This window comes from Actinoplanes sp. NPDC049548, from assembly GCF_040676695.1.
GTDB lineage: Bacteria > Actinomycetota > Actinomycetes > Mycobacteriales > Micromonosporaceae > Actinoplanes.
Window position 1 is genome coordinate 202,724 of sequence record NZ_JBFAPM010000012.1, and the last position, 19,973, is coordinate 222,696.

The following is a 19,973-nucleotide window of genomic DNA, read 5'->3' on the forward strand; positions in this document are numbered from 1 at the left end:
CCCTACCTGAGCCCATTCGAATACGAAGCAGTCCGAAGCAGTCCGAAACCGGTCCGGACCAGCACGTGGATCCGCCTAGCTAAGATCAACTCAGCGACGATCTTCGTCGGAACGGGTCAAGCCCAAGGGGAGGGCGCCGGTGCAACCGGGGGGTTTCGAGGTTGATGTCGAAGCGTTGCGCGGTATCGGTAGGAATGTGGTGCGGGTCGCGGAGACGCTGCGGGAGGCGGTGAAGGCGGCCGGCTCTGGTCTGGCGCCCGCTGGACAGTCGGGCTCTGCGGCCGCTGCTGCTGCGCAGGCTGCTGAAAAGGTGTGGCTTGCCGATTTGCGGCGGCTCACCGCCCAGGTCGAGGAGTGCGGTAAGAGCTTGGTTACCGCGGCGCACGACTATCGGGGCACCGACGAGGCGAATGCTCACGGGGTGCGCCGCAGCGGGGCGGGGCTGGGCCGTTGAGTGGCATGACGTTGCAGGATGTGCTCGGGTTCGACGCGGGGCCGTGGCATTCCGCGGCCGATGCGTGGCATCGGCTGGCCCAGAGTGTTGATGACGCTTCCGACGAGTTGATCAGTGGTACCCGTGATCTGGGAGTGGCGTGGTCGCGGGGCGCCGGCTCGGTCGCTGCTGCGGAGAAGGTCGCCAGCCTGCGGGGGGAGGTGAGTAACACGTATCTGCCGGCGAAGCGTATGGGCGATGTGCTTGCTGAGCACGCGTACGCGATGGTCGCCCTGCGGAATCTGGCTGACGGGGTTGTCGCTTCGGCTCGGCAGGCCGGGTACACCGTGGATGTTGCGGCCGGCACGATCACCGCGCCTGCGTCCGCGTACATGGGTGGAAACCTGGATCAGACCGGCCGGGAGACGGGCGAGCTGCTGAACGAGCTGCGCACGATCGTGGAGCGGGCGCAGGCGCAGGATGCGTCGACGGCCACCGTCATCAACGGCAATGTGCCGTCGGTTCAGTACGGTTTCGGGGCCGCCCCGCCGGACAAGATTTCCCGGGCCGAGGAGCTGGCGAAGAAGATCAAGGATCCGACGTACCAACCGACCGCTGCGGAGCTCGACGAGCTGCGCGACCTGGTCAAGGCATACGGCAAGGACAAGATTTTCGCGTACGAGTTCCTCCACGAGCTCGGGCCCAAGGGTCTGCTGGAGCTCAGCGGCACGCTGGCGACGTTGCAGCTCGACCATCCCGGCAAAGATGCCGACGGCATGCTGTTCAACCGCCACACCGCCGACGACGTACGGGATCTGCAGAGCGGTCTGGGTGAGATGCTCGGCAGCGCGACCCACGCGACCGGCACCGAGACCGGCCCGCGCGGCGAGCAGTACGTGCCTGGCGAGTACGAATTGTCGAGCCAGTGGGTGTCCGACTTGATGGTCGCCGGGCGCAGCAAGATGGACATAGGCGATCCCTCCAGCCCGGCGCGGTACGTCGAGGACGTCTACGGCTACCAGTTGCTGGGCCCGCTGCTGCACAACGGCGACTACGACGCCCGGTTCCTTTCCACCGTCGGCGGGGACATCACCGACTTCGAGATGTCGCAGGGCAAGAACAGCGCCCTGTGGACGGAGGCGCGTGGCGAGAACCTGCGCCTGGACTGGACGCAGGGCCACGACGACAACACTGTGGCGGCCGGCTACGACCCGATGAACGGCCTGATGGATGCCCTGTCCCGCAATGGTGACGCGGCACGGGACCTGCTCACCGGCGTCACCAGCTACAACGGCGACGGCCCCGACGGCGGTCGGCTGCCCCGGCTGGACTACCTGCTCACCGACCGGGACTGGAGCGCGACCGCGGACGTTCCCGGCGGCCCGGGCTGGACAGCCGAGCTGATGGAGCACGGCGGGGATTACAAGAACGGCGCCCTCGACAAGTTCGGCGTCGCGCTCGAGCGCGCCACGACCGATCAACCCGGGCCGGAGGCGCGACGCATCGTCGAGTCGATCATCTACGAGACCAACGTCGACGAGCAGGCCATGGGCTACGCCAACGGCGAAACCCCGGGCCACGGCAAGACCGGCGACTTTGCGACCAACGACGTGATCAAACCGCAGCTTCGCGGCTCGATGGCCAACATCATGTCGGCGTACATCGGCGACGTGAACCTCAACATCGCCGACGGGCACCCCGTACCCGACCAGCACGTCAACGTCGATAGGAACCATCTGGTGCGGTTCCTGGCCGACCTCGGCAAGGACCCGGGCGCGCACGACACCATCGCCAAGGCCGAGGCGGCGTACGCCACGGGCCAGTACAGCGACATCCTGTCCGGCAAGCAGAATCCGCACGACGACCTCAGCGGCAACCTGCGTGCGATGGAGAATGTCGCCCATCGCCACGGCAGTGTGCTGGGCGCTCTCGACTTCGGGGCGGCCGAGGCCCATCACGCGACCAGCGCCGAGCTTGACGAGAAGTACAACCAGGGCGTCGAGGACCGGTACAAGATCGTCGGCCGGGTGGTCGACGAGGTCATGGGAAAGGCGACCGCGAAGATCCCGGTACCTGTGGTCGGCGACCTGGCCAACGAGTTCGTCAGCGACCTGATGACCAAGGCCGAGGAACAGGCGAAGGTCGACAACCACGGCCAGGCGACCTATGAGGTCGGCGCGATGCTCGGCGCCGGCCGTACGACCACGGTTGACCTCACCGAGCTGGCCCTCTACCACAGCGGCAAACTCGAAGACCTGCCGCTCAGCTTCAGCGAGAACGGGGCCTTGAAACCGGTGAGCCAGTGGACCGATCAGGATTATCTTGCCTGGCAGCGCTACAAAGCCGAGCACGGCCAGAGCACGGTGGGTAACGCCGCTACACACGCGGGGGAGTTCTATCAAAGCGGCTACGAGTGGGCGGGAGACATCCTCAAATGAGAACCGGTGCGGGCTCGTCGTGGCCCAACCTGCTCGCCCGGACGGTCGTCACCGTGACGGTGGGTCTTGCTGTGGCGAGTTGCACCGACAATCGGCCAGCGGACAAGGCCACACCGTCGGCCACCTCGAGCAGCGCCGCCCGCTCTTCCATGACCTTCGAGGAGGCCTACCGGCGAGTGCCGATGAACGGCACTAATGATCTACCGATCACCTGGGACTTGGCGGGGGCGCCCCACACCGATGAGATCCTCGCCGCCCGGCGGGGCCTCGCGTTCAGCTATTGGCTGGGCCAGGCGACCGACTGGGCGCCGCTCATCCCGATCGGACGGTTCATCTACACCGAGGAACACTACGAGAAATTTCTGGCGCCGTTCGCGAAATCCTCCTCGAACGACAACCCGCTCATCGGTCCGATCTGGGTCAAAGTCATGGGCGTCGAGCAGAACGGCCCGGATCAGTCGACGGTGACGTTCTGCACGGATCTCGGCTACTGGCACAATGCTGAGGCGAAGGACAGGGCTCAGGTCCGCAAGGAGCGGGCGAACCTCGAGTCCTACGTGATGAAAAACGTCAAAAGCGGCGACGGCGAGCAGCATTGGCGCGTCGACAGGCAGATCGACAAAGATGGGAGCCGCAAGGCGAGGTACGGGGGGCAGTGCACGGAATGGGCACAGCACAAACGCTGACGTGGCGATGGCGGCAACCCGTGAGGTGACGAGGCCGCGCGGCGAAGTCGGTTTCGTCGGACGTCCGAGATGCCGTGCGGCAGACCGTGGCCCTGCCGAAGGAGCTGCCTGCCGGGCTTTGCGAAGTTGTCGTCACCGAGGTCCTGCACGGCCGGCGATCCACAACCATGTGGTCATGGGGCGGTCGATTCTGCTCTTTGCCCGCACACGCGCCGACGACCGCGCATTCTGGTCTCTCGGGCCCGCCCGGTATGTGCAGCACGAGGGCGAGCGGCCGATGAAACTAGAGACCCCGCTTTCGGGCGTCCTCTTCGCCGCGTTCGCAGCCGCCGTCGCCTGACTGCGTTGGTCAGCCCGCTCACCTCGACCACCTAGATTTGAAGGACAGTTCCGAGTGAGAACCGATGCCGGCTCGTCCGGGCTGAAGGTGTTCGCAGTGCCGGTCGTCGCCGTGACAGCGGGTCTTATGACGGCTAGTTGCACCGACGACCAACCCGTAGCCAAGTCCACCCCGCCGGCGTCCTCGAGCAGCGCCGCTGGGCCGTCCATGACCTTCGACGAAGCCTATCGGCGAGTGCCCATGAACGGCACCAAAGATCTCCGCATCACCTGGGACCTTTCAGGGGCGCCGGACACCGACGAGGTCCTCGCGGCCCGCCGGAGCCTCGCGTTCATGTACTGGGAGGGTCAGGCGACGGACTGGACGCCGATCATCCCTGTCGGACGGTTTGTCTTCACCGAGGGATACTACGAGAAGTTTCTTGCGCCGTTCGCGAATTCCTCGGCGGTCGAGGACCCATTGGCCGGTCCCATTTGGGTCAAATTCATGGGGGTCGAGGAAAACGGCGCCGACCAGTCAACCGTAACGTTCTGTACGGATATCGGCTATTGGCTTCGTGCCAAGGACAATACTCAGGTCCGCAAGAACCGAGCGAACCTCGAGTCGTACGTTGTGAAGAGCGTGGAGAGCGGCGAGGGTGAACGTCGCTGGCGGGGCGACAGGTGGATCAACAACGATGGGAGCCGCAAGGCGAAGTACGGTGCGCGATGCACTCAATGGGCCCAGCACAAACGCTGAGGAAAACCTGGATCGTGCAAATAATGTCACGTTGAGAGTCCGGCTGCGCGTCGGCGGCTAACGATCCTGGCGAGTGGTTCACCGGCGGGGGTATTGGGCGAGCATGCCCTCAGCGAAGGACTGCAGCGGCCTTCTCGTCCAGGCGATCCCGGCAACCGGTGAGGTGACGTGGCCACCCGGCAGGGTGGTTTCATCGGAGATCCGGCAAGCCGTGCGGCAGACTGTGGCCCGTGCCGAACGAGCTGCCTGCTGGGCTTTACGAAGTTGTCGTCACCGAGGCCCTGCATGGCCGGCTGGCGCAGTTGGACGCGGACATCGTCAAGCGCAACGGCCTCCGCTCAGCCGATGCGGCCGATCGTATTGCTCAGCTTATTGCGCGCCAGGTCGAACGCGCTCTCGAGGCAGTACCGGAGAAGGATCGCATCGCGACCGGGGTGGAAGTGGCGCGCCGGCTACTCGATGAACTCGGCGCACGTCTGCCACGAACCGACGCGGGACTCGAAGCGCCGCTGCCGCCCGGCGAGATCCTGGCGGCCGTTGGTGAGCGGCGGCCCGACGGGTCCGTTCGGGTCGCGCAACGTCCGCTCATTCCCTTGCTCGACACGACGCTGCTCACCAATGCGCCGGGGGAGCCGAGAGTTGGCAGCCAGGTCCTGACGGAAATCGAGTCGGCCGACTCGATCGACGTTGTCATGGCCTTCATTCGTCGCAGCGGCCTCCTGCCCCTGCTTGCCGCCTTGCGCGAGCATTGTGCCCGCGGCAAGCCGCTACGCGTTCTGACCACCACCTACACCGGCTCCACCGAGGCCAAGGCGCTGGACGCGCTCGTCGAGCTCGGCGCCGACATTCGGGTTTCCTACGACCAGTCCACCACACGCCTGCACGCGAAGGCCTGGCTTTTCCACCGGCATACCGCGTTCAGCACCGCGTACGTCGGATCCTCCAACCTGACGCACTCGGCCCAGGTGGCGGGGTTGGAGTGGAATGTCCGCGTATCCGCCGCCCGCAACCCGGACGTCATCGACAAGGTCTCCGCCGTCTTCGAAAGCTACTGGCAAGGCGGCGACTTCATTGAGTACGTGCCGGCCGACTTCGTCGCGGCGCTTGATCGCATGCGCCGATCCGGCGTGGACGACGCCGAGGTGCTGAGCCCGGTCGAGGTGCGACTCGAACCATTCCAGGAACGCCTGCTCGAACTCATCGAGGTGTCGCGGGCCAATGGGCATCACCGCAATCTGCTGGTGTCGGCAACTGGCACCGGCAAGACCGTCATGGCGGCCGTGGACTATGCCCAACTCCGTCAACGGCTGCCTCGGGCGCGCCTGCTCTTCGTCGCCCACCGCGAGGAGATCCTGGACCAGAGTCGTCGAACGTTCCGTCAGGTGCTGGCCGACCACACCTTCGGCGAAATGTGGGTCGGGGGCGCCCGTCCCACGGCATTCGACCACGTGTTCGCCTCGGTGCAGAGCCTGGCGGCGGGCCGGTCTGAGCACCTGGCGCCGGACCATTTTGACGTCGTGATCGTGGATGAGTTTCATCATGCGGCGGCCCCGTCGTACCGGTTTCTCATGGAGGACCTCGAGCCGCAGGAACTGCTGGGACTGACGGCAACCCCGGAACGGGCCGACGGCCTGCCGATCCTGCACTGGTTCGGTGACCGCATCGCGGCAGAGTTGCGCCTGTGGGATGCCATCGAACAACACCGGCTCGTGCCCTTCGCGTACTACGGCATCCACGACGGCGTCGACCTCAGCGACGTGCCATGGCGCCGCGGTCGCGGCTACGACGAGACCGCGCTGACCGAGGTCTACACCAGTGACAAAGTATGGGCGCGGTTCGTTTTCCGCCAGCTTGAGCGGCACGTCGACGATCTTTCCGCCATCCGATGCCTGGGGTTCTGCGTCAGCGTGGCGCACGCCCGCTACATGGCGGCGCGCTTCCAGGAATTGGGCCTGGCGGCGGTGGCGGTCTGGGGCGACACCCCTGACGCGGACCGCCGGTCGGCGCTCCGGAACCTGCGTGACGGAAAGGTGCAGGTGGTCTTCTCGGTCGACCTCTTCAATGAGGGCGTCGACGTGCCCAGCGTGGACACCGTCCTCATGCTGCGGCCGACCGAGAGCGCGACGCTCTTCCTGCAGCAACTCGGGCGCGGCCTGCGGACCGCCCGCGGCAAGACGATGTGTGCGGTGCTCGACTTCGTGGGCGCGCACCGCCGCGAGTTCCGCTTCGACCTGCGATATCGGGCGCTCCTGGGCGGAAGTCGGCGCGATCTCGAACGGGCCGTCAAAGACAACTTTCCCTACCTGCCTGCCGGCTGTCACATGGAGCTCGACCGGGTGGCGAGCGAGATCGTGCTGCGAAACATCCGGGAAGCGATCCCGTCGCAGTGGCCGGCCAAGGTGGAGGAACTGCGGCGGCTGGCAAGCGGGCCGGATCCCGTCACGTTGGCCGAATACCTGCGGGAAACAGGCCTCGAGGTCGCCGATGTCTACGCCGGCAACCGCGGTTGGTCGGCGATGCGCGAGGCCGCGGGCCTGCCGGTGGCTCCCGCCGGGGCGCAGGAACAGGCGCTCCGACGCGGAATCGCCCGGATGCTCCACGTCGATGACCTGCAACGATTGGAACAGTACAAGTCCCTTCTGCGGAGCAGGAGTACGCCTCGGGTCGACGCCATGAGTGAGGAAGCGAGGCGCCTGGCACGGATGCTCGTCGCCAATCTCGCCGATCAAGGGCTCAAGAGCCATACGTCTCTGCAAGCGGCCATCGACCTCGTGTGGGCTCACGAACAGGTCATCGCCGAACTCAATGAGGTGTTGGACGTCCTGGGTGATACGCAAACCCATGTGCACCATCAGCCGCTGGCCGGCATCCCGCTCCAGGTGCACGCCCAGTACACCCGCATCGAGATCCTCGCGGCGATCGGGGAGGGAGCCGACGCCAAGACACCGCAGTGGCGCGAAGGGGTATACGACGCGAAGGCCGCCGGCGCGGACCTCCTCGTCTTCACGCTCGACAAGACCAGTGGCGACTTCTCACCGACGACCCGCTATCGGGACTACGCGATCAGCCGCGACCTCATTCACTGGGAAAGCCAGTCCATGACACGCGCCGAGAGCCCGACCGGCAGGCGATACCGCAACCACGTCGCAATGGGGCGGTCGATTCTGCTCTTTGCCCGCACGCGCGCCGACGACCGCGCATTCTGGTTCCTCGGGCCCGCCCGGTATGTGCGGCACGAGGGTGAGCGGCCGATGGCCGTGACCTGGAAACTAGAGACCCCGCTGTCGGGCGACCTCTTCGCCGCGTTCGCGGCTGCCGTCGCCTGAGGTGCGTTCGCCAGCTTGCTCAAGCTCGACCGCCGTCATCCTCGGGGTACTGCCATCTCGTCTCGCTCCTTGCCCTGACCCCAGCCACCGTCGCCTGACGGAAAGAAGCCATCCCACGCCGGCCTGACCGGAACCGTCGGATGACGACTTCGTCGACGGATCTGCCGCGAGTCGCGGGCTGACTCTGCCGAGGGGCGGGCCGAACGACTTCGACGGGGCACTGTCGACTACCCAGGGTTGCCGAGGGGATACCTGGCGTGCACGCTTGAGAGAAAGGCTTGAATGTCTGCGGGGTGCAGCTTGGTCTACATGCCCATACTCAAGGGACGCGAAGGCGAGCTCAAAGCCATCGCTCACCTGCCAGAGACGGTGGCGTCAAGTATCTTCCCCATCCTCGAGGTGGCGCCCGCAACCGGCGACCCGATCAGAGATGCGTACGCGTTCAGCGCGAAGGCCCGCGACTCGGTTCCCTCGAACATGGCAGTTGCCATCGACGTCGACTATCTGGGCGATCCGGACGACGGGCCGCGCGGCCCGCTCCGCGACATCGCAGAAGACTTCGCTTTCTGGGGTATTCCCATCCGACCGGTACTGCACCTGCACGACTCCGGCCGGCGGCTGGCAGAGGCTCGAGAGACGACGGAGCTGCACTCGGGTCAGGCGGTGATTCGGCTCGGCGGCGACGCGGCCGATCCCGATGACGAGGAAGCGGAGACCAAGATCACCGAGCTGTGCCGGAGAGCGGGAACCACGATCGAGCAGTCGACTCTGGTTCTCGACTTCTTTGAGGTGCGCTCGGCGCGCGACCTGCTCAGGGTCGAGCCACTGGTCAGGAAGTGCGTTGCCTGGGCGAGGCGCTTTCCCTGGGAGTCCATCACGGTCTCATCCGGCGCAATGCCCAAGACATTCACGGACCTGCCGACGAATACTGCCACTCCGCTCATCAGAAGCGATCTGGCTCTCTGGAAGCGTCTAGAGGAACCCGATATCGGCTTCGGTGACTACGGCATCGCCCATCCGGCAATGGTTGTCGGAGGACGGGCCCCACTCCCCAGCCTCAGGTATACCGACGACGAGGTGTGGTGGATATACCGATGGGCGCGAGACAACGACGGCAACAAGGCCATGTACGACCTTTGCTCGTCCTTGACCGAAGCAGACCATTGGCCCGCCGAGGGTGCCGGCTACTCCTGGGGTGATGGCGAGATCGCGCGGTGCGCCGAAGGCTTCGGCGGCCCGGGAAACCCCATGCTGTGGCGTGCTTGGGGCACTGCCCATCACTTGACTCACGTGATCAGAGCGCTCGGCACCGCGCAGGGAGGACTCACCCGCTGACTCGCGCAGCGAGCCTGCCCACTGTGACGGGTCGATGCACGACCGATGGCGGCTGAGCGTGGCCCTTACGACATGACCAAAGAGCGGGCGATGCGTCGGTCAGCAGGGCGACTCGAGGTCTCCGACGTCTTGGTCGGTCACTTGGATCGCGTACGTCGTAGATGCCGGAGAGGGAGACGAGCTCAGCGTCGAGTCGAACGCGACGGTGACCAACACCCTTGTGCCGGCTTCCTCCTTGACCAGGCAGGATATTCCGCGCTGGAAAGCGAGCGACGGAGCAACCTCCGGGGATATCGCCGGCGAGGCGTTGCGCCAGCCGCTCCCCGTGAGTTCATCCCAGTAGGGCTTCGGATCTCGGACTCCGCCAGGGTGCTCCGGTAGCGCTGACCGGCGTGCGGGGCGATCGGGTGGCCTGAGTTGTTTGGTTCCGCCGGAGAATGTTCCGGTCACTGCGTGGATGCCGGTTTGGCGCCCAGGATCGGAAGCTGCCCCAGTACGGCCACGCGCTCCTTCTCGTGATCGGAACAGCTCCGGTCCGCGGTGCAGCCGGAGAGGAAGCAAACAGCGAGCATGACGACCGCCGTCGGTCCGGCGGCGCCGAGGATCCGGGTGATCATGGCTCGCAGTATGGGCCACCGCGCGGCGGCCGTGGGCGCGTATGAGAGCCGACCGAGATGCCGAGGTGGCCCTGGGTGAGTTCGAATGGCCGGCCCGGCGGACAGCCGGTCTGCTCGCCGCACGCGTACGTAGATCGAAATCTCCGTGCGTACACGGACGCGCAGGCCGGGAAGATCCTGCATGATTCTGACCCGGACGCGGCGTCAGGGGAACTGGCAGCGTGGTGACCTTGCAAAACGGGAGCGGTGGGAACGTTGACCGATCTTGGAGCGCGCGTCGCCGCGATCTTGTTCGGGCAGCGGCCGCGACGAAGGGTAGGACATTGAGTCAGCATCAACCGTGGCGCTTGGTGGGGGTTCTCCTGGGGTTGGCCGGGCTCCTCCTGGCCGGGGTCGCCGTCGTGGCCTTCCTTCTGTTCCGGGGCGATTCTGCGTTGCCGGACCGGAACGGTGACGTGGCGGCGGGTCCGCGGAGTCAGGAGCCGACGGCGACCCAGCCGGTGGACGAGCAGGCCGATACGGCCATCGGAGAGAACACCGATACATCGGGAAGTGAGCCGGAGGCCAGCGAGGACGCCGGGACGGAGGCCGCCTCGACCGAGCTGGCGCCGTCCGCCGCGGATCTACCCTCCGAAGGGCTGGGCATGGGACATGTCGGGCGCGAGGGGGTGCTCGAGGTCAAGCCCGAGGACGCCGAGGCGCCTGGCCAGGATCTGCCGGACAACTACTATTCCGCCCGGAACCTGGTCGGCGGGTATGCGGTCGGCGTGCCTACCGTCTATGAGGTGTACACGGTGGGGCCGACCACGTACGTCGAGTCGGATGACACGATGATCGAGGCGAACTTCGAGGTGCACAGCTACGAGAGTGTGGACCCGTGGGCCCGGCTGACCCAGGACGAGAAGCTGTTCGCCAAGGAGCACGCCGAGGATCAGTACAAGAAGCTGAAGATGAACAAGCGTTGGACGTATCGGGGCAAGCCCGCCGTCATGTGGGAGTTCACGTGGACGCGCAACGGTGAGCGCGCCCATGCTCGGCAGATCGCTTTCCGGGACGGGCCGCGGACGTACACCGTGCTCTATCGCAGTGCTGACACCTGGTGGCTGACCGGGGGTTCGCAGTTCTATCCGCCCCAGTTCGAGCAGGCGTTCACCACGCTGCACTGAACGAACGCGGAGGGTGGCCCGGGGCGGGCCACCCTCCGCGCGCCGTCAGTTGACGAAGTCCTGGGTGAACCAGACCTTGCCGCTGCCGTCTCGGGTGACGGCGAGTCCGACCCGGGTGAAGCCGGGGTTGAGCAGGTTCCGGCGGTGTCCGTCGTCGGGGGCCTTCTCGGCCAGCATGAGGTCGGTCAGGCCGTTCGCCGCGGCGATGATCTCGGTGTTGTTGTTGCCGGCGTTGCCCTGGCCGATGTTCTCGCCGGCGGAGCGCCATGAGACGCCGGCCGCGGTGAACCGGTCGCCGAGGTCTGCCTCGCCGGGACACCGGTGCGACAGGCCGCAGCCGCCGGCCATCAGGGCATTGTGGGCTTCCGAGGCTCGGGTGAGCTCCGGGCTGAGGGTCAACGGCTGCAGGCCTTCGGCCGTACGCGCGGCGTTGATGTGCTGCAGCGCGGCCTCGATGACCGCGTCGCCGGCCGGTGGCTGGGTTGGTGGCGTGGTCGTCGGTGGCGTGGTGGTGGGTGCGGTGGTCGCCGGGGGCCGGGTGGCCGGCTTCGTGGTGGGCTCGGTGGTCGGCGGGCTCGTCGAGGGCTTCGTCGGGGCCGCGGTGGTGGGAGCCGTGCTTGCGGGGGCGCTCGCGGAGGGTCTGGGGCGCGGCCAGTGCCTGCCGCGGCCGGGGTGGCCGGCTGCCGTGGCGGCCTGGCCGAGCTGGGGGACGGCATGGCTGACGCCGTGGGGGCGGTGGACGGTCTGTGCGGAGGCGACGCCGGCGATGCCGGCGCCGAGTACGCCGAGCGCGCAGGTGGTCAGCACGATCAAACGGGTCCGCTTGCGGTGGCGGGTGGGCACAGTGGTCCTCGTCGGTCGGGCGGGCGGGGGCCCGCGGGACCGTTCCGGTGGCTGGAACGGGCGCCGGTCGAGCGCGCTTCGACCCTGGTCCATAAGGAGGCGCCGGGGGGCGCGGTTGAGGAATCCGTAAAGGCCGATTTACCAAAACCTAATGATTCGCCTCCGGGGACGCCGGATGGCGGCTACTTGGGCGGTTCGGTGCCCGCCTGCTCACTGACCAGCCACTCGGCGTACCAGTCGGGCCAGTTCTCGTCGGCCTGCCCGGTCCGCCGCTCGTGCTCGCCGTGAGCGGCCTCCGCCCGGCGGAGGGCGGCGGCGAGGTCACTCACCGACGTGAAGGTCGTCGCGCCGGTGTCGATGCGGCCGGGCAGCCGGGTGGTCACCTCCTGCAGCACCCAGCCGTTGCCGTCCGGATCGCTGAACGTCGCGAGCGAGTTGTAGGGGGCCCCGTCCGGTGCGGGGCCGTCGGCGCGGCCCTCCGGCGTGCGGTGGAAGATCTCTCCGATGTGGATGCCACGTGCGGCGAGCTCCTGGCGGGCCGCTTCGATGTCGGAGACGACCAGGTACAGGCCTTGCGCCGAGCCGGGTGGTGGCGCTGCCGGGCCGGTGGCGAAATGGATGGAGCAGCCGGATCCCGGTGGCGTGAACTGGATCGCCCGGGCCCCGCCCAGGACGAAGTCGGCGTCGAGACGCCATCCGAGGCCGGCGTAGAAGGCCTTGGCCCGGTCGAGATCGCTGACAGGGAGGGTGACCACTTCGAGCTTCGTGTCCATGCGGCCTCCTCAGGCTCGAGGACCACCGTTTCACACCGGCCGGTCGGCTTTCCAGCGCCCGAGAAGATCGGCTGCTTCCCGCGTACGGGAATGGTCGGGTCCCTGGATCTCCCGCATGGCCGCGACGGTTGCGGCCAGGTCCTGGATCGCGCCGGCCGGGTCGCCGGACCGGTGGCGCAGCTCCGCGAGCTGCTGACGGACCCGCAGCGAGCGTGGGTGAGCGGGCCCGAAGACCTCCTCGACCACGTGCTGGAGCCGCGCCAGCTCCGTGCGTCCCTCCGCCGGTGCGCCGGCCAGGCCCTTCCAATACGCGAGGTTCACGCGAAACGTCACAGTGGTCGGATGCCGCGAACCGAGCGCCCGCTCCGCGTCCGAGGCCGCCACGGTGAACTCCTGCACCGCCGGGTCGAGCTGACCGGCGAGGCCACGCCAGTAGGCCAGGTTGTGCCGGGCCGTCAGCGTTTCGTGGTGCAGGGCGCCCGCCACGGCGGTGAAGCCCTCGGCCGCCGCCTCGTAGGTCGCGACGGCGCCGTCGGGGTCGCCGGCTTCGCCGATCCACCGGCCCGCGTCGGACATCGTGCCGAGCACCTCCGGGTGCCGGGGCCCGAGATGGTCGCGAAGGTCGTCGATGAGGGCTGTCAAGCCGTCGCGCGCGCCGGCTGCGTCGCCGGAGAGGCCGCGGCACACCATGGCGTAGCGCCGGGCTGCCAGGGCCAGCCGGTGATCGGCGCCCAGGGCCGCCTCGGCGGCGGTGGCCAGTGCGAGCATGTCGTGCACCGCGGCCTCGGCGGCGCCCACCTCGAAGCGTTGCCGGGCCTCGTGCAGCCGGATGCGGAGGGTGTCCGGGTCATCGGTTCCGAGTAACCGCTCGGCTTCCCGGCGCAGGGGTGCCAGCACCGCGTGGGCGCCGGCCGGATCGCCGAGGTCGCCGACCGACCGCGCCACCTCCATCCGGAGGAAGAGGACGTCGCGGTCCGAGCGGGCCTGGCGGAGCAGGTTCTCGGCCGTGTCGCGAGCCGCCGCCGCACGGCCGACGGTTGCGAGGTGCTCCGGCAATCTTCGGAGCACCGGGTGCATCCCGCCTTCGAACAGGTGGCCGTCGAACGCCCGGCGAACGGCGTTCGTTCCGTCGTACATGGCGGCGGCCAGGCCGGGGTCGCCGTCGGCGGTGGCCCAGATCTCCTCCAGCGAGTCCGCGGCCGCCCGGGCCAGCAGGGCCGCCTGCTCAGCGGGGACGGCCTCGCGGACTGCGCGCTGCACCAGCGCGTGCATCGTCACGACGCCGTGGTGGTGGTCGAGCAGGCTGAGCCGGTGCAGCGCGCGCAGGGCAAGGAGCGCGTCGCGGGTGCTGCCGCCGATCCAGGCACAGGCGGCGTCGCTCAGCAGGACGGCTTCGGGCGTACCGGTAGGGGCCAGGACCGCCGCGAGCTGGAGCATCCGGGAGACGGTTCCGGGCGGGGCGAGGGTTGCGGCCCGCCCGGCGGCGAGCCGCCAGGTGGTGGCGACGGTACGGTCATGGCCGTCCGCGGGCGACGACGGCGGGAACAGGTCGGCCAGCCGCTCCCGATCGTCCTCGACAAGCCGCCGGTACGCGGACACGTCCGTGCCGGTGTCGATCAGATACGCGGCGGCCTGCGACAACGCGAGCGGGAAGTGCCCGAGTGCCGTGGCCAGCGCCGCGAGCTCGGCGTCGGCGGGTTCGCCACGGCCGACCGCCGGGTCCACCGACAACCGGTCGCGCAGGTAGTCCTCGGCCTCCGCCGCCGCGAACATGCCGACCGGGATGACGCGCACCGACGGCCGGATCACCATGGCGTCGCGGCGCCGGGTCGTGACGATGCTGCGGCCACGCTCCCCGGCCGGCCAGAGACCGTCCAGCTCGGCCGGGTCGTCGACGTCGTCGAGCACGATCAGCCAGGGCCGGTCCGCCGCGCGCAGCCACGCCATCAGCAGGTCCGCCTGGGTCTCCTCGTCGTGGCCGTGCCCGTCCGCGGCCGCCGGGGAAGCGGGCCGGTCCAGCGCGCCGCTGGCGATCGCCCGCCACACCCGGGCGTACGCGGTCAGCACGGACTGGCGCGCGGCGGCCGGCACCCAGGCGACCAGCCCGCCGCCCGCGCGGAAGCGGTGGAACGCGGCCGCCGCCAGCTGGGTCTTGCCCGCCCCGCCGGGTCCGGTCAGCAGCACCTGCCGCACCCCGTCGTCCCGCAACGCCTCGTCGATCACCGAGCTCAGCGCCGGCCGGTCGCGAAGGGACGCCGCGTCGCTGGGCGGCCGACCGACGACGAGGTCGGCCTTGGTCGTGGAAGGCGCGGGCACCGTACGGTGGTCCTGCGCCGCACGCCACAGCCGGCGCCACGCCTCGACGGGCCGGCCCGGCGGCATCCCGGCGGCGACGCCACCACCGGCCGCCTCGATCGTCCGAACGAGAGCGAGAACCTGGTCGAAGTCCCGCGGGACCGAGCGGCCGTTCAGCCACTCGCCGAGGCGGCGGGCGTTGACGGTGACGCGGCGCCCGGACGGTAGCGGCGCCGACGTGGCGCGGCGGGCCAGCGTCTCGTCCGACATGTCGGGCAGCCGGCGGCGCAGGCGGACGAGCTCCGCGGTGAAGGCGACGCGGGGATCGGCGGGGTGCTGCTGCGATCCCGATGCCATCACGCGATTCTAGGCGGACGGTCACCGGACCGGGCCGCACCGGGGACCCGCAATAGGGGGTCTGAGCTGCTCGAACGTCGACATTGGGGGTCCCGGGATCCGGGAACATCCCTACCGTCGGACCGCCAGACACCCCCGCGTGAGAGGCGAAACCATGGTGCGAAAGCTGCGGCAGCAGGACCTCGACCGTCTGATCCGATCCCACCGCAACCTGCGGCTCTCCCTGGTGGTGGCCCTGCTCGTGGTCATCCCCCTCTTCCTCGGGCTGGCGGCCGCCGGCGCGCCCGCGGTGCTGCTGAGCCCGGTCGCCGGGGTGGCGATCGGGTTCCTGCTGCTGATGCCCCAGCGGCGGTTGCTGAAAGAGCTGGGACTGACCAATGTGGAGGCGAAGCAGATCCTCGCGGAGGCCAGGAAGCGATGATGCGTCTCATGACGGTCGCGGCGATGCTGGCCACGACGATGGTGCCCACGCCGGCCCGAGCGGCGGAACACACCGGCCGCTACCTGGTCACCGTGAGAAGCGACCGGCGCGCGCCGGTCGACGCCGTGGCCGCCAGGATGCGCGGGACCGGCGTACGGGTGAAGCGGGTGCTGCAGCGCGCACTCCCCGCCTTCAGCGCCGAGCTGACCCCCGCCGCCGCGGCCCGGCTGCGCCGTGATCCCGACGTCGCGACGGTGAGCCCGGTCCGCCCGGTCCATGCCACCGACACCCAGACCGGAGCCACCTGGGGCATCGACCGCGTCGACCAGCGCGCACTCCCGCTCGACGGGGCGTACACCTGGACCGGCGGCGGCTCCGGGGTGACCGTCTACATCGTCGACACCGGCGTCAGCACCACCCACACCGAACTGACCGGGCGGAGCACCGCGGGCGTCAGCACGGTCGACGACCCGTTCGGCACCACCGACTGCAACGGCCACGGTACGCACGTGGCAGGAACCGTGGCCGGCTCCCACTACGGCGTGGCGAAGAAGGCGAAAGTCGTGGGCGTACGCGTGCTCGACTGCCAGGGCAACGGCACGGACGAGTCGGTCGCCGCCGGCCTCGACTGGGTGATCGCCCACCACACCGGCGGCCCGGCGGTCGTCAACCTGAGCCTCGGCGGCGACCCGTCCACCGTCCTCGACCAGGCGATCACCGCCACGCTGGCCGACGGCATCACCGTGGTCACCGCGGCCGGCAACGACAGCGCGGACGCCTGCGGGATCAGCCCGGCGCGCGTCCCGGCCGCCCTCACCGTCGGCGCAACGACCCGGACGGACACGCTCGCCGGCTTCTCCAACCGCGGACCCTGCGTCGACATCCTCGCCCCCGGCGACGACATCACGTCCGCCGCCGTCTGGTCCGACACCGCCACCACGACGATGTCCGGCACGTCGATGGCCACCCCGCACGTCGCCGGCGCCGCCGCCCTGCTCCTCGGCCGCGAACCGGCGCTGAGCCCGGCCATCGTCGCCGCCCGGCTCACGTCGCTGGCAACGCCGCGCGCGATCACCGGTGTCCCGGGCGACACCGCGAACCTCCTGCTGACGACGCTGACCACGCCGCTGCCCCTGACCGCTCCGGGAACGGTACGGCTGCCCGACGCGCTCACCGGGCGGGCGTACCGGGTGGCCCTGGGGGCGACGGGCGGGCTGGGCCCGTACACGTGGAAGGTCTCGGCGGGCGCGCCACCGGCGGGCCTGACCCTGAGCAGCGCGGGGTTGATCTCCGGCACGCCACCGGCGGCCGGCGCGCCCGTCACCTTCACCGCACAGGTACGGGACAGCGCGGGCCGCACCGCCACCTCCTCGGTGACGCTCGCGGTCCGAACCCCCGCCCTCCCCGCGGTGAACGAGTCGGTGCCGGTGGTGCGCGCCCCCGGCGGCGGCCAGCTGTCCACCGACGCAGGCTCGCTCTCGCTGAGCGGCGACGGCCGATATGCCGCGTTCACCACGTCCGCGCCGGTGGTCACCGCCGACACCGACGGCCAGGCCGACGTGTACGTCACCGACCTGTCCACCGCGACGACCACCCTGGTCAGCAGCGGCGGCAACGGCGAAAGCTGGGCCCCGGACATCTCGGCGGACGGCCGCTGGATCGCCTTCACCTCGACGGCACGGCTGTCCACAGCCGACACCAACGACACGGCCGACGTCTACCTGACGGACCGCACCACCGGCACGACCAAGCTGATCAGCCGCCCACCGGGAGGAAACGCGGCCGGGCACAGCGGTACGCCCTCGGTCAGCGCCGACGGCACCAGGGTCGCGTACGTGTCCTCCGAGCCGGCCCTGTGGGGCGGGACCGGCTATGCCATCACCGACCAGATCCTGGTCGCGACCGTGGCAACCGGAGTCCAGACGCTCGCCAGCAAGAACCGCTCCGGCGCCCCGGGCAACAGCGCCAGCTCCCGGCCCGTGCTGTCCGGCGACGGGAGGTACGTGGGGTTCACGTCCAGCGCCGCGGACCTCAGCGCTGCCACGGGGGCGTCGCCGTACTCGGCCCACGCGTACCGCCGGGACCTGACGGCGGGCAGCACGCGGATGGTGTCGGCATGGCCGGACGGGCGAGCCGACTCGTGGGGTGAGCTGCTCGACCTGTCCAGCGACGGCCGGTACGCGCTCTTCACGTCCTGGGACCAGGTGGCGGGGAACGTGGGCTCGTACACGACGCAGGCGTACTGGCGAGATCTGACCACGGGCAGCACGGTGGTGGCGAGCCGCGACCCGGGCGCCGGCTCGACCGCGGACCGGGTGGCCGACGGCCGGTTGTCCCGCGACGGGCTGCGGGCGATTGTGGTGGTGGAGCGGAGTGCCGACGGTCGCCGGAGTGTGCTGTCGGTGCCGGGCTTCACGGGTGCGTCGGTGCGGCTCGGGGGGTGGTATGCGCCGCTGCCCGGAGATCTGCTGAACACGCGGCGAGCGTGGGACGGCGCGGTGCTGTCCCGGGACGGCAGTTATGCGGCGCTGGCGACGACCGCCGGGTCGGCGGTGCCGGGGTATCAGGACGGGCCGCTCGTTCCCCGCCTCACCCGCTTGCGCTGACGTTCATGCACTGAGCGGACCGGGAGCGTTCTGCCAGGGTAGTGACTCCGGTATGCGGTTCCACCACCACCGGTCCGCCGCGCCGGGCCGGCCGGGAGACTCGGCCGGCCCGGCGCCGGTCGCCGCCGCCAACGCCTGGCCCCCGTCGTCTCGGGTGGCTTCGGCGAATCGGCGGTCCACCTCGGCCGCGGCGCGACCGATCTCGTCCCGGGCCCTCGCCGGCAGTTCGGTGATGGTGGAGGCCAGCTTGTCGCGGGTCTCCAGATCCTCGCGGTAGTACTCGGCTGGGTACCACCCGTCCGGTGGCCAGCCCCCGACGAGCCGGGTGACCATGTCCTCCCACGCACCGAGCCGATTGGTCGCGGATCGGATCGCCATGGCGGCGGCATCGTCCGTTGGGGTGTCGGCAGCATTGAGCCGCGCCAGCACGTGATCGGTGACCGGCGTCGGCATCCGGTAGCTTCGGATCACCTCGGGAATGGCCGATATGGGGAGTCCCGGAAGTGCCGCCAATGGTTTTTCGACGGCGTCGATGCGCAGAGTGGAGAAGTCGTCGGCGTCTTCTTCGTAGATGCGGGCACGGGTCCGGACTCCGTCGGGACCGACCAGCCAGTACGCGCTGGGCGGCTCGGGGACCGCCTGATAACCGACGACCGTGCGGAGGCTGTTGGCCAGCCAGGCGGCGGCTACCGGCTCGGGTGGCGGGGTATGCACGGCCTGAGTCAGATAGATGTCGAGGTGCCAGTGCAGCTCACCGGTGACGGGGGTGACCGTGCAACTGACCGGCGCCGACCAGTTGCGATCGTCGTCGTCTTCGGCGCCTACGTCCACCGACTCCACCGGAAGCGACAGCAGATCGGCGAGGGCCGCCGCCAGCCGGTCGCGGTCCAGCCGGCCGTAGATCAAGAAGCCGTAACTCACGGTTGATAAGTCCCGTCGTAGATCGCTTTGGCCTTGGCCACCGCTTCGGGATTGCCGGTGAAACGCGGGTTTCTGCTCAGTTGGGGGGCGGCGGACAGGTCACCGCCGGCCCGGACGATCTGCTGGAGCGCCGCGTACTCGTTGCGGTCGAGCCTCACCATACCGGTGCCGGATGAGGGGAAAACCGTGCCGCTGGGCTCGACGCCATAGGAGCGGCCATTGATCTCATACCGCTGTGTCCGCTCGTTCCAGGTGGCGTGACCGGCGGCAATCGCCTGGACGTCCTGCGTAGCGACGTCTTCGTAACCGCGCAGGTAGACGGTGTTGCTCGGCTTGATCTCCCCGTTCCGGGCTCCGTTGATGGTGTGCCGTCGGTGGGGCGGGTTCAGGTTCCGGCCCCGGGCGCTGCCTGTGACGGAGTCGGAGGTTGGCCATGGTGGCCCGCTACTGCTCACCACCGGCCGGGGTGGGGAGCTCGCGGCCGCACCAGCACGTCCGAGCTGAGCCTCCGCCTCCACCTCGTCTTGTGCCCGGGCGATGCCGGACGGCGTCCCGCCGCTGGCGCCACGGGGCCGTGCCGGACTCCCGTCGCCGCTCTCCGATGGCGGCCGTTTCCCGGACCCGCCGTCGCCGCCGTGCGGGTGCGGCCTCGACGCCACAGTCACGACCGCCGATCGA

Annotated in this window: 15 protein-coding genes; 9 read left to right on the forward strand and 6 right to left on the reverse strand. The window is 69.3% G+C overall.

What is annotated here, in order from left to right; translation table 11 throughout:
* Positions 1-139: 139 nt before the first annotated feature.
* The 6 genes from AB0J80_RS23940 to AB0J80_RS23965 all read left to right on the forward strand — a co-directional run bounded on the left by AB0J80_RS23940 (position 140) and on the right by AB0J80_RS23965 (position 9,296).
* Positions 140-454, forward strand: a complete 315-nt coding sequence (locus AB0J80_RS23940; RefSeq protein WP_364708630.1) for a type VII secretion target — start codon at positions 140-142, stop codon at positions 452-454.
* Between the two features lie 5 nt (positions 455-459).
* Complete coding sequence (locus AB0J80_RS23945; protein WP_364708633.1) at positions 460-2,871, forward strand: DUF6571 family protein; 2,412 nt, start codon at positions 460-462, stop codon at positions 2,869-2,871.
* Entirely contained in the window at positions 2,868-3,557 is a 690-nt protein-coding gene (locus AB0J80_RS23950; protein WP_364708635.1) for a hypothetical protein, read from the forward strand. The genes AB0J80_RS23945 and AB0J80_RS23950 overlap by 4 nt, the downstream gene beginning before the upstream one ends.
* Positions 3,558-3,951: 394 nt before the next feature.
* Complete coding sequence (locus tag AB0J80_RS23955) at positions 3,952-4,635, forward strand: hypothetical protein (RefSeq protein WP_364708638.1); 684 nt, start codon at positions 3,952-3,954, stop codon at positions 4,633-4,635.
* A gap of 230 nt (positions 4,636-4,865) precedes the next feature.
* On the forward strand, positions 4,866-7,961 hold the full coding sequence (locus AB0J80_RS23960; protein ID WP_364708641.1) for a DUF3427 domain-containing protein: 3,096 nt from the start codon (positions 4,866-4,868) through the stop codon (positions 7,959-7,961).
* Between the two features lie 309 nt (positions 7,962-8,270).
* Positions 8,271-9,296, forward strand: coding sequence for a beta family protein (locus AB0J80_RS23965; protein WP_364708644.1), 1,026 nt, complete (start codon positions 8,271-8,273; stop codon positions 9,294-9,296).
* Between the two features lie 446 nt (positions 9,297-9,742).
* On the opposite strand, the gene AB0J80_RS23970 is transcribed toward AB0J80_RS23965, so the two are convergent.
* On the reverse strand, positions 9,743-9,913 hold the full coding sequence (locus AB0J80_RS23970) for a hypothetical protein (RefSeq protein WP_364708647.1): 171 nt from the start codon (positions 9,911-9,913) through the stop codon (positions 9,743-9,745).
* A 350-nt stretch (positions 9,914-10,263) separates the two neighbouring features.
* Here AB0J80_RS23970 and AB0J80_RS23975 point away from each other — a divergent pair, with 350 nt between their 5' ends.
* The gene (locus AB0J80_RS23975; protein WP_364708649.1) at positions 10,264-11,079 is read left to right on the forward strand and encodes a hypothetical protein; all 816 of its coding nucleotides are present in this window, start codon (positions 10,264-10,266) and stop codon (positions 11,077-11,079) included.
* Positions 11,080-11,124: 45 nt separating this feature from the next.
* Here AB0J80_RS23975 and AB0J80_RS23980 read toward each other — a convergent pair whose 3' ends face one another.
* The 3 genes from AB0J80_RS23980 to AB0J80_RS23990 form a co-directional block, all read right to left on the reverse strand.
* A complete protein-coding gene (locus AB0J80_RS23980; protein ID WP_364708652.1) occupies positions 11,125-11,922 on the reverse strand; it encodes a CAP domain-containing protein in 798 nt (265 codons plus the stop codon).
* Between the two features lie 182 nt (positions 11,923-12,104).
* Complete coding sequence (locus tag AB0J80_RS23985) at positions 12,105-12,695, reverse strand: VOC family protein (protein ID WP_364708654.1); 591 nt, start codon at positions 12,693-12,695, stop codon at positions 12,105-12,107.
* A 30-nt stretch (positions 12,696-12,725) separates the two neighbouring features.
* Entirely contained in the window at positions 12,726-15,347 is a 2,622-nt protein-coding gene (locus AB0J80_RS23990; protein WP_364708657.1) for a tetratricopeptide repeat protein, read from the reverse strand.
* Between the two features lie 154 nt (positions 15,348-15,501).
* On the opposite strand from AB0J80_RS23990, the gene AB0J80_RS23995 reads away from it, so the two are divergent.
* Together AB0J80_RS23995 and AB0J80_RS24000 are read left to right on the forward strand one after the other, a co-directional pair.
* Positions 15,502-15,768 (forward strand): hypothetical protein, encoded by a 267-nt coding sequence (locus tag AB0J80_RS23995; RefSeq protein WP_364708660.1) that lies wholly within the window; start codon positions 15,502-15,504, stop codon positions 15,766-15,768.
* Positions 15,768-18,374: a S8 family serine peptidase gene (locus AB0J80_RS24000; protein WP_364708663.1), complete on the forward strand. Its 2,607-nt coding sequence runs from the start codon at positions 15,768-15,770 to the stop codon at positions 18,372-18,374. Before AB0J80_RS23995 ends, AB0J80_RS24000 begins: the two co-directional genes overlap by 1 nt.
* Positions 18,375-18,377: 3 nt before the next feature.
* Here the strand turns inward: AB0J80_RS24000 and AB0J80_RS24005 are convergent, their stop codons facing one another.
* Complete coding sequence (locus tag AB0J80_RS24005) at positions 18,378-19,295, reverse strand: hypothetical protein (protein ID WP_364708666.1); 918 nt, start codon at positions 19,293-19,295, stop codon at positions 18,378-18,380.
* Positions 19,292-19,750, reverse strand: a complete 459-nt coding sequence (locus AB0J80_RS24010) for a hypothetical protein (protein WP_364708668.1) — start codon at positions 19,748-19,750, stop codon at positions 19,292-19,294. Before AB0J80_RS24010 ends, AB0J80_RS24005 begins: the two co-directional genes overlap by 4 nt.
* Positions 19,751-19,973 lie beyond the last annotated feature (223 nt).

Bases quoted from the DNA above. Each gene is read 5' to 3' on its own strand.
- AB0J80_RS24000 (WP_364708663.1), top strand. From the start codon at position 15,768: ATGCGTCTCATGACGGTCGCGGCGATGCTGGCCACGACGATGGTGCCC.
- AB0J80_RS23995 (WP_364708660.1), top strand. From the start codon at position 15,502: ATGGTGCGAAAGCTGCGGCAGCAGGACCTCGACCGTCTGATCCGATCC.
- AB0J80_RS23970 (WP_364708647.1), bottom strand. From the start codon at position 9,913: ATGATCACCCGGATCCTCGGCGCCGCCGGACCGACGGCGGTCGTCATG.
- AB0J80_RS23945 (WP_364708633.1), top strand. From the start codon at position 460: ATGACGTTGCAGGATGTGCTCGGGTTCGACGCGGGGCCGTGGCATTCC.
- AB0J80_RS23985 (WP_364708654.1), bottom strand. From the start codon at position 12,695: ATGGACACGAAGCTCGAAGTGGTCACCCTCCCTGTCAGCGATCTCGAC.
- AB0J80_RS23950 (WP_364708635.1), top strand. From the start codon at position 2,868: ATGAGAACCGGTGCGGGCTCGTCGTGGCCCAACCTGCTCGCCCGGACG.
- AB0J80_RS23990 (WP_364708657.1), bottom strand. From the start codon at position 15,347: ATGGCATCGGGATCGCAGCAGCACCCCGCCGATCCCCGCGTCGCCTTC.
- AB0J80_RS23965 (WP_364708644.1), top strand. From the start codon at position 8,271: ATGCCCATACTCAAGGGACGCGAAGGCGAGCTCAAAGCCATCGCTCAC.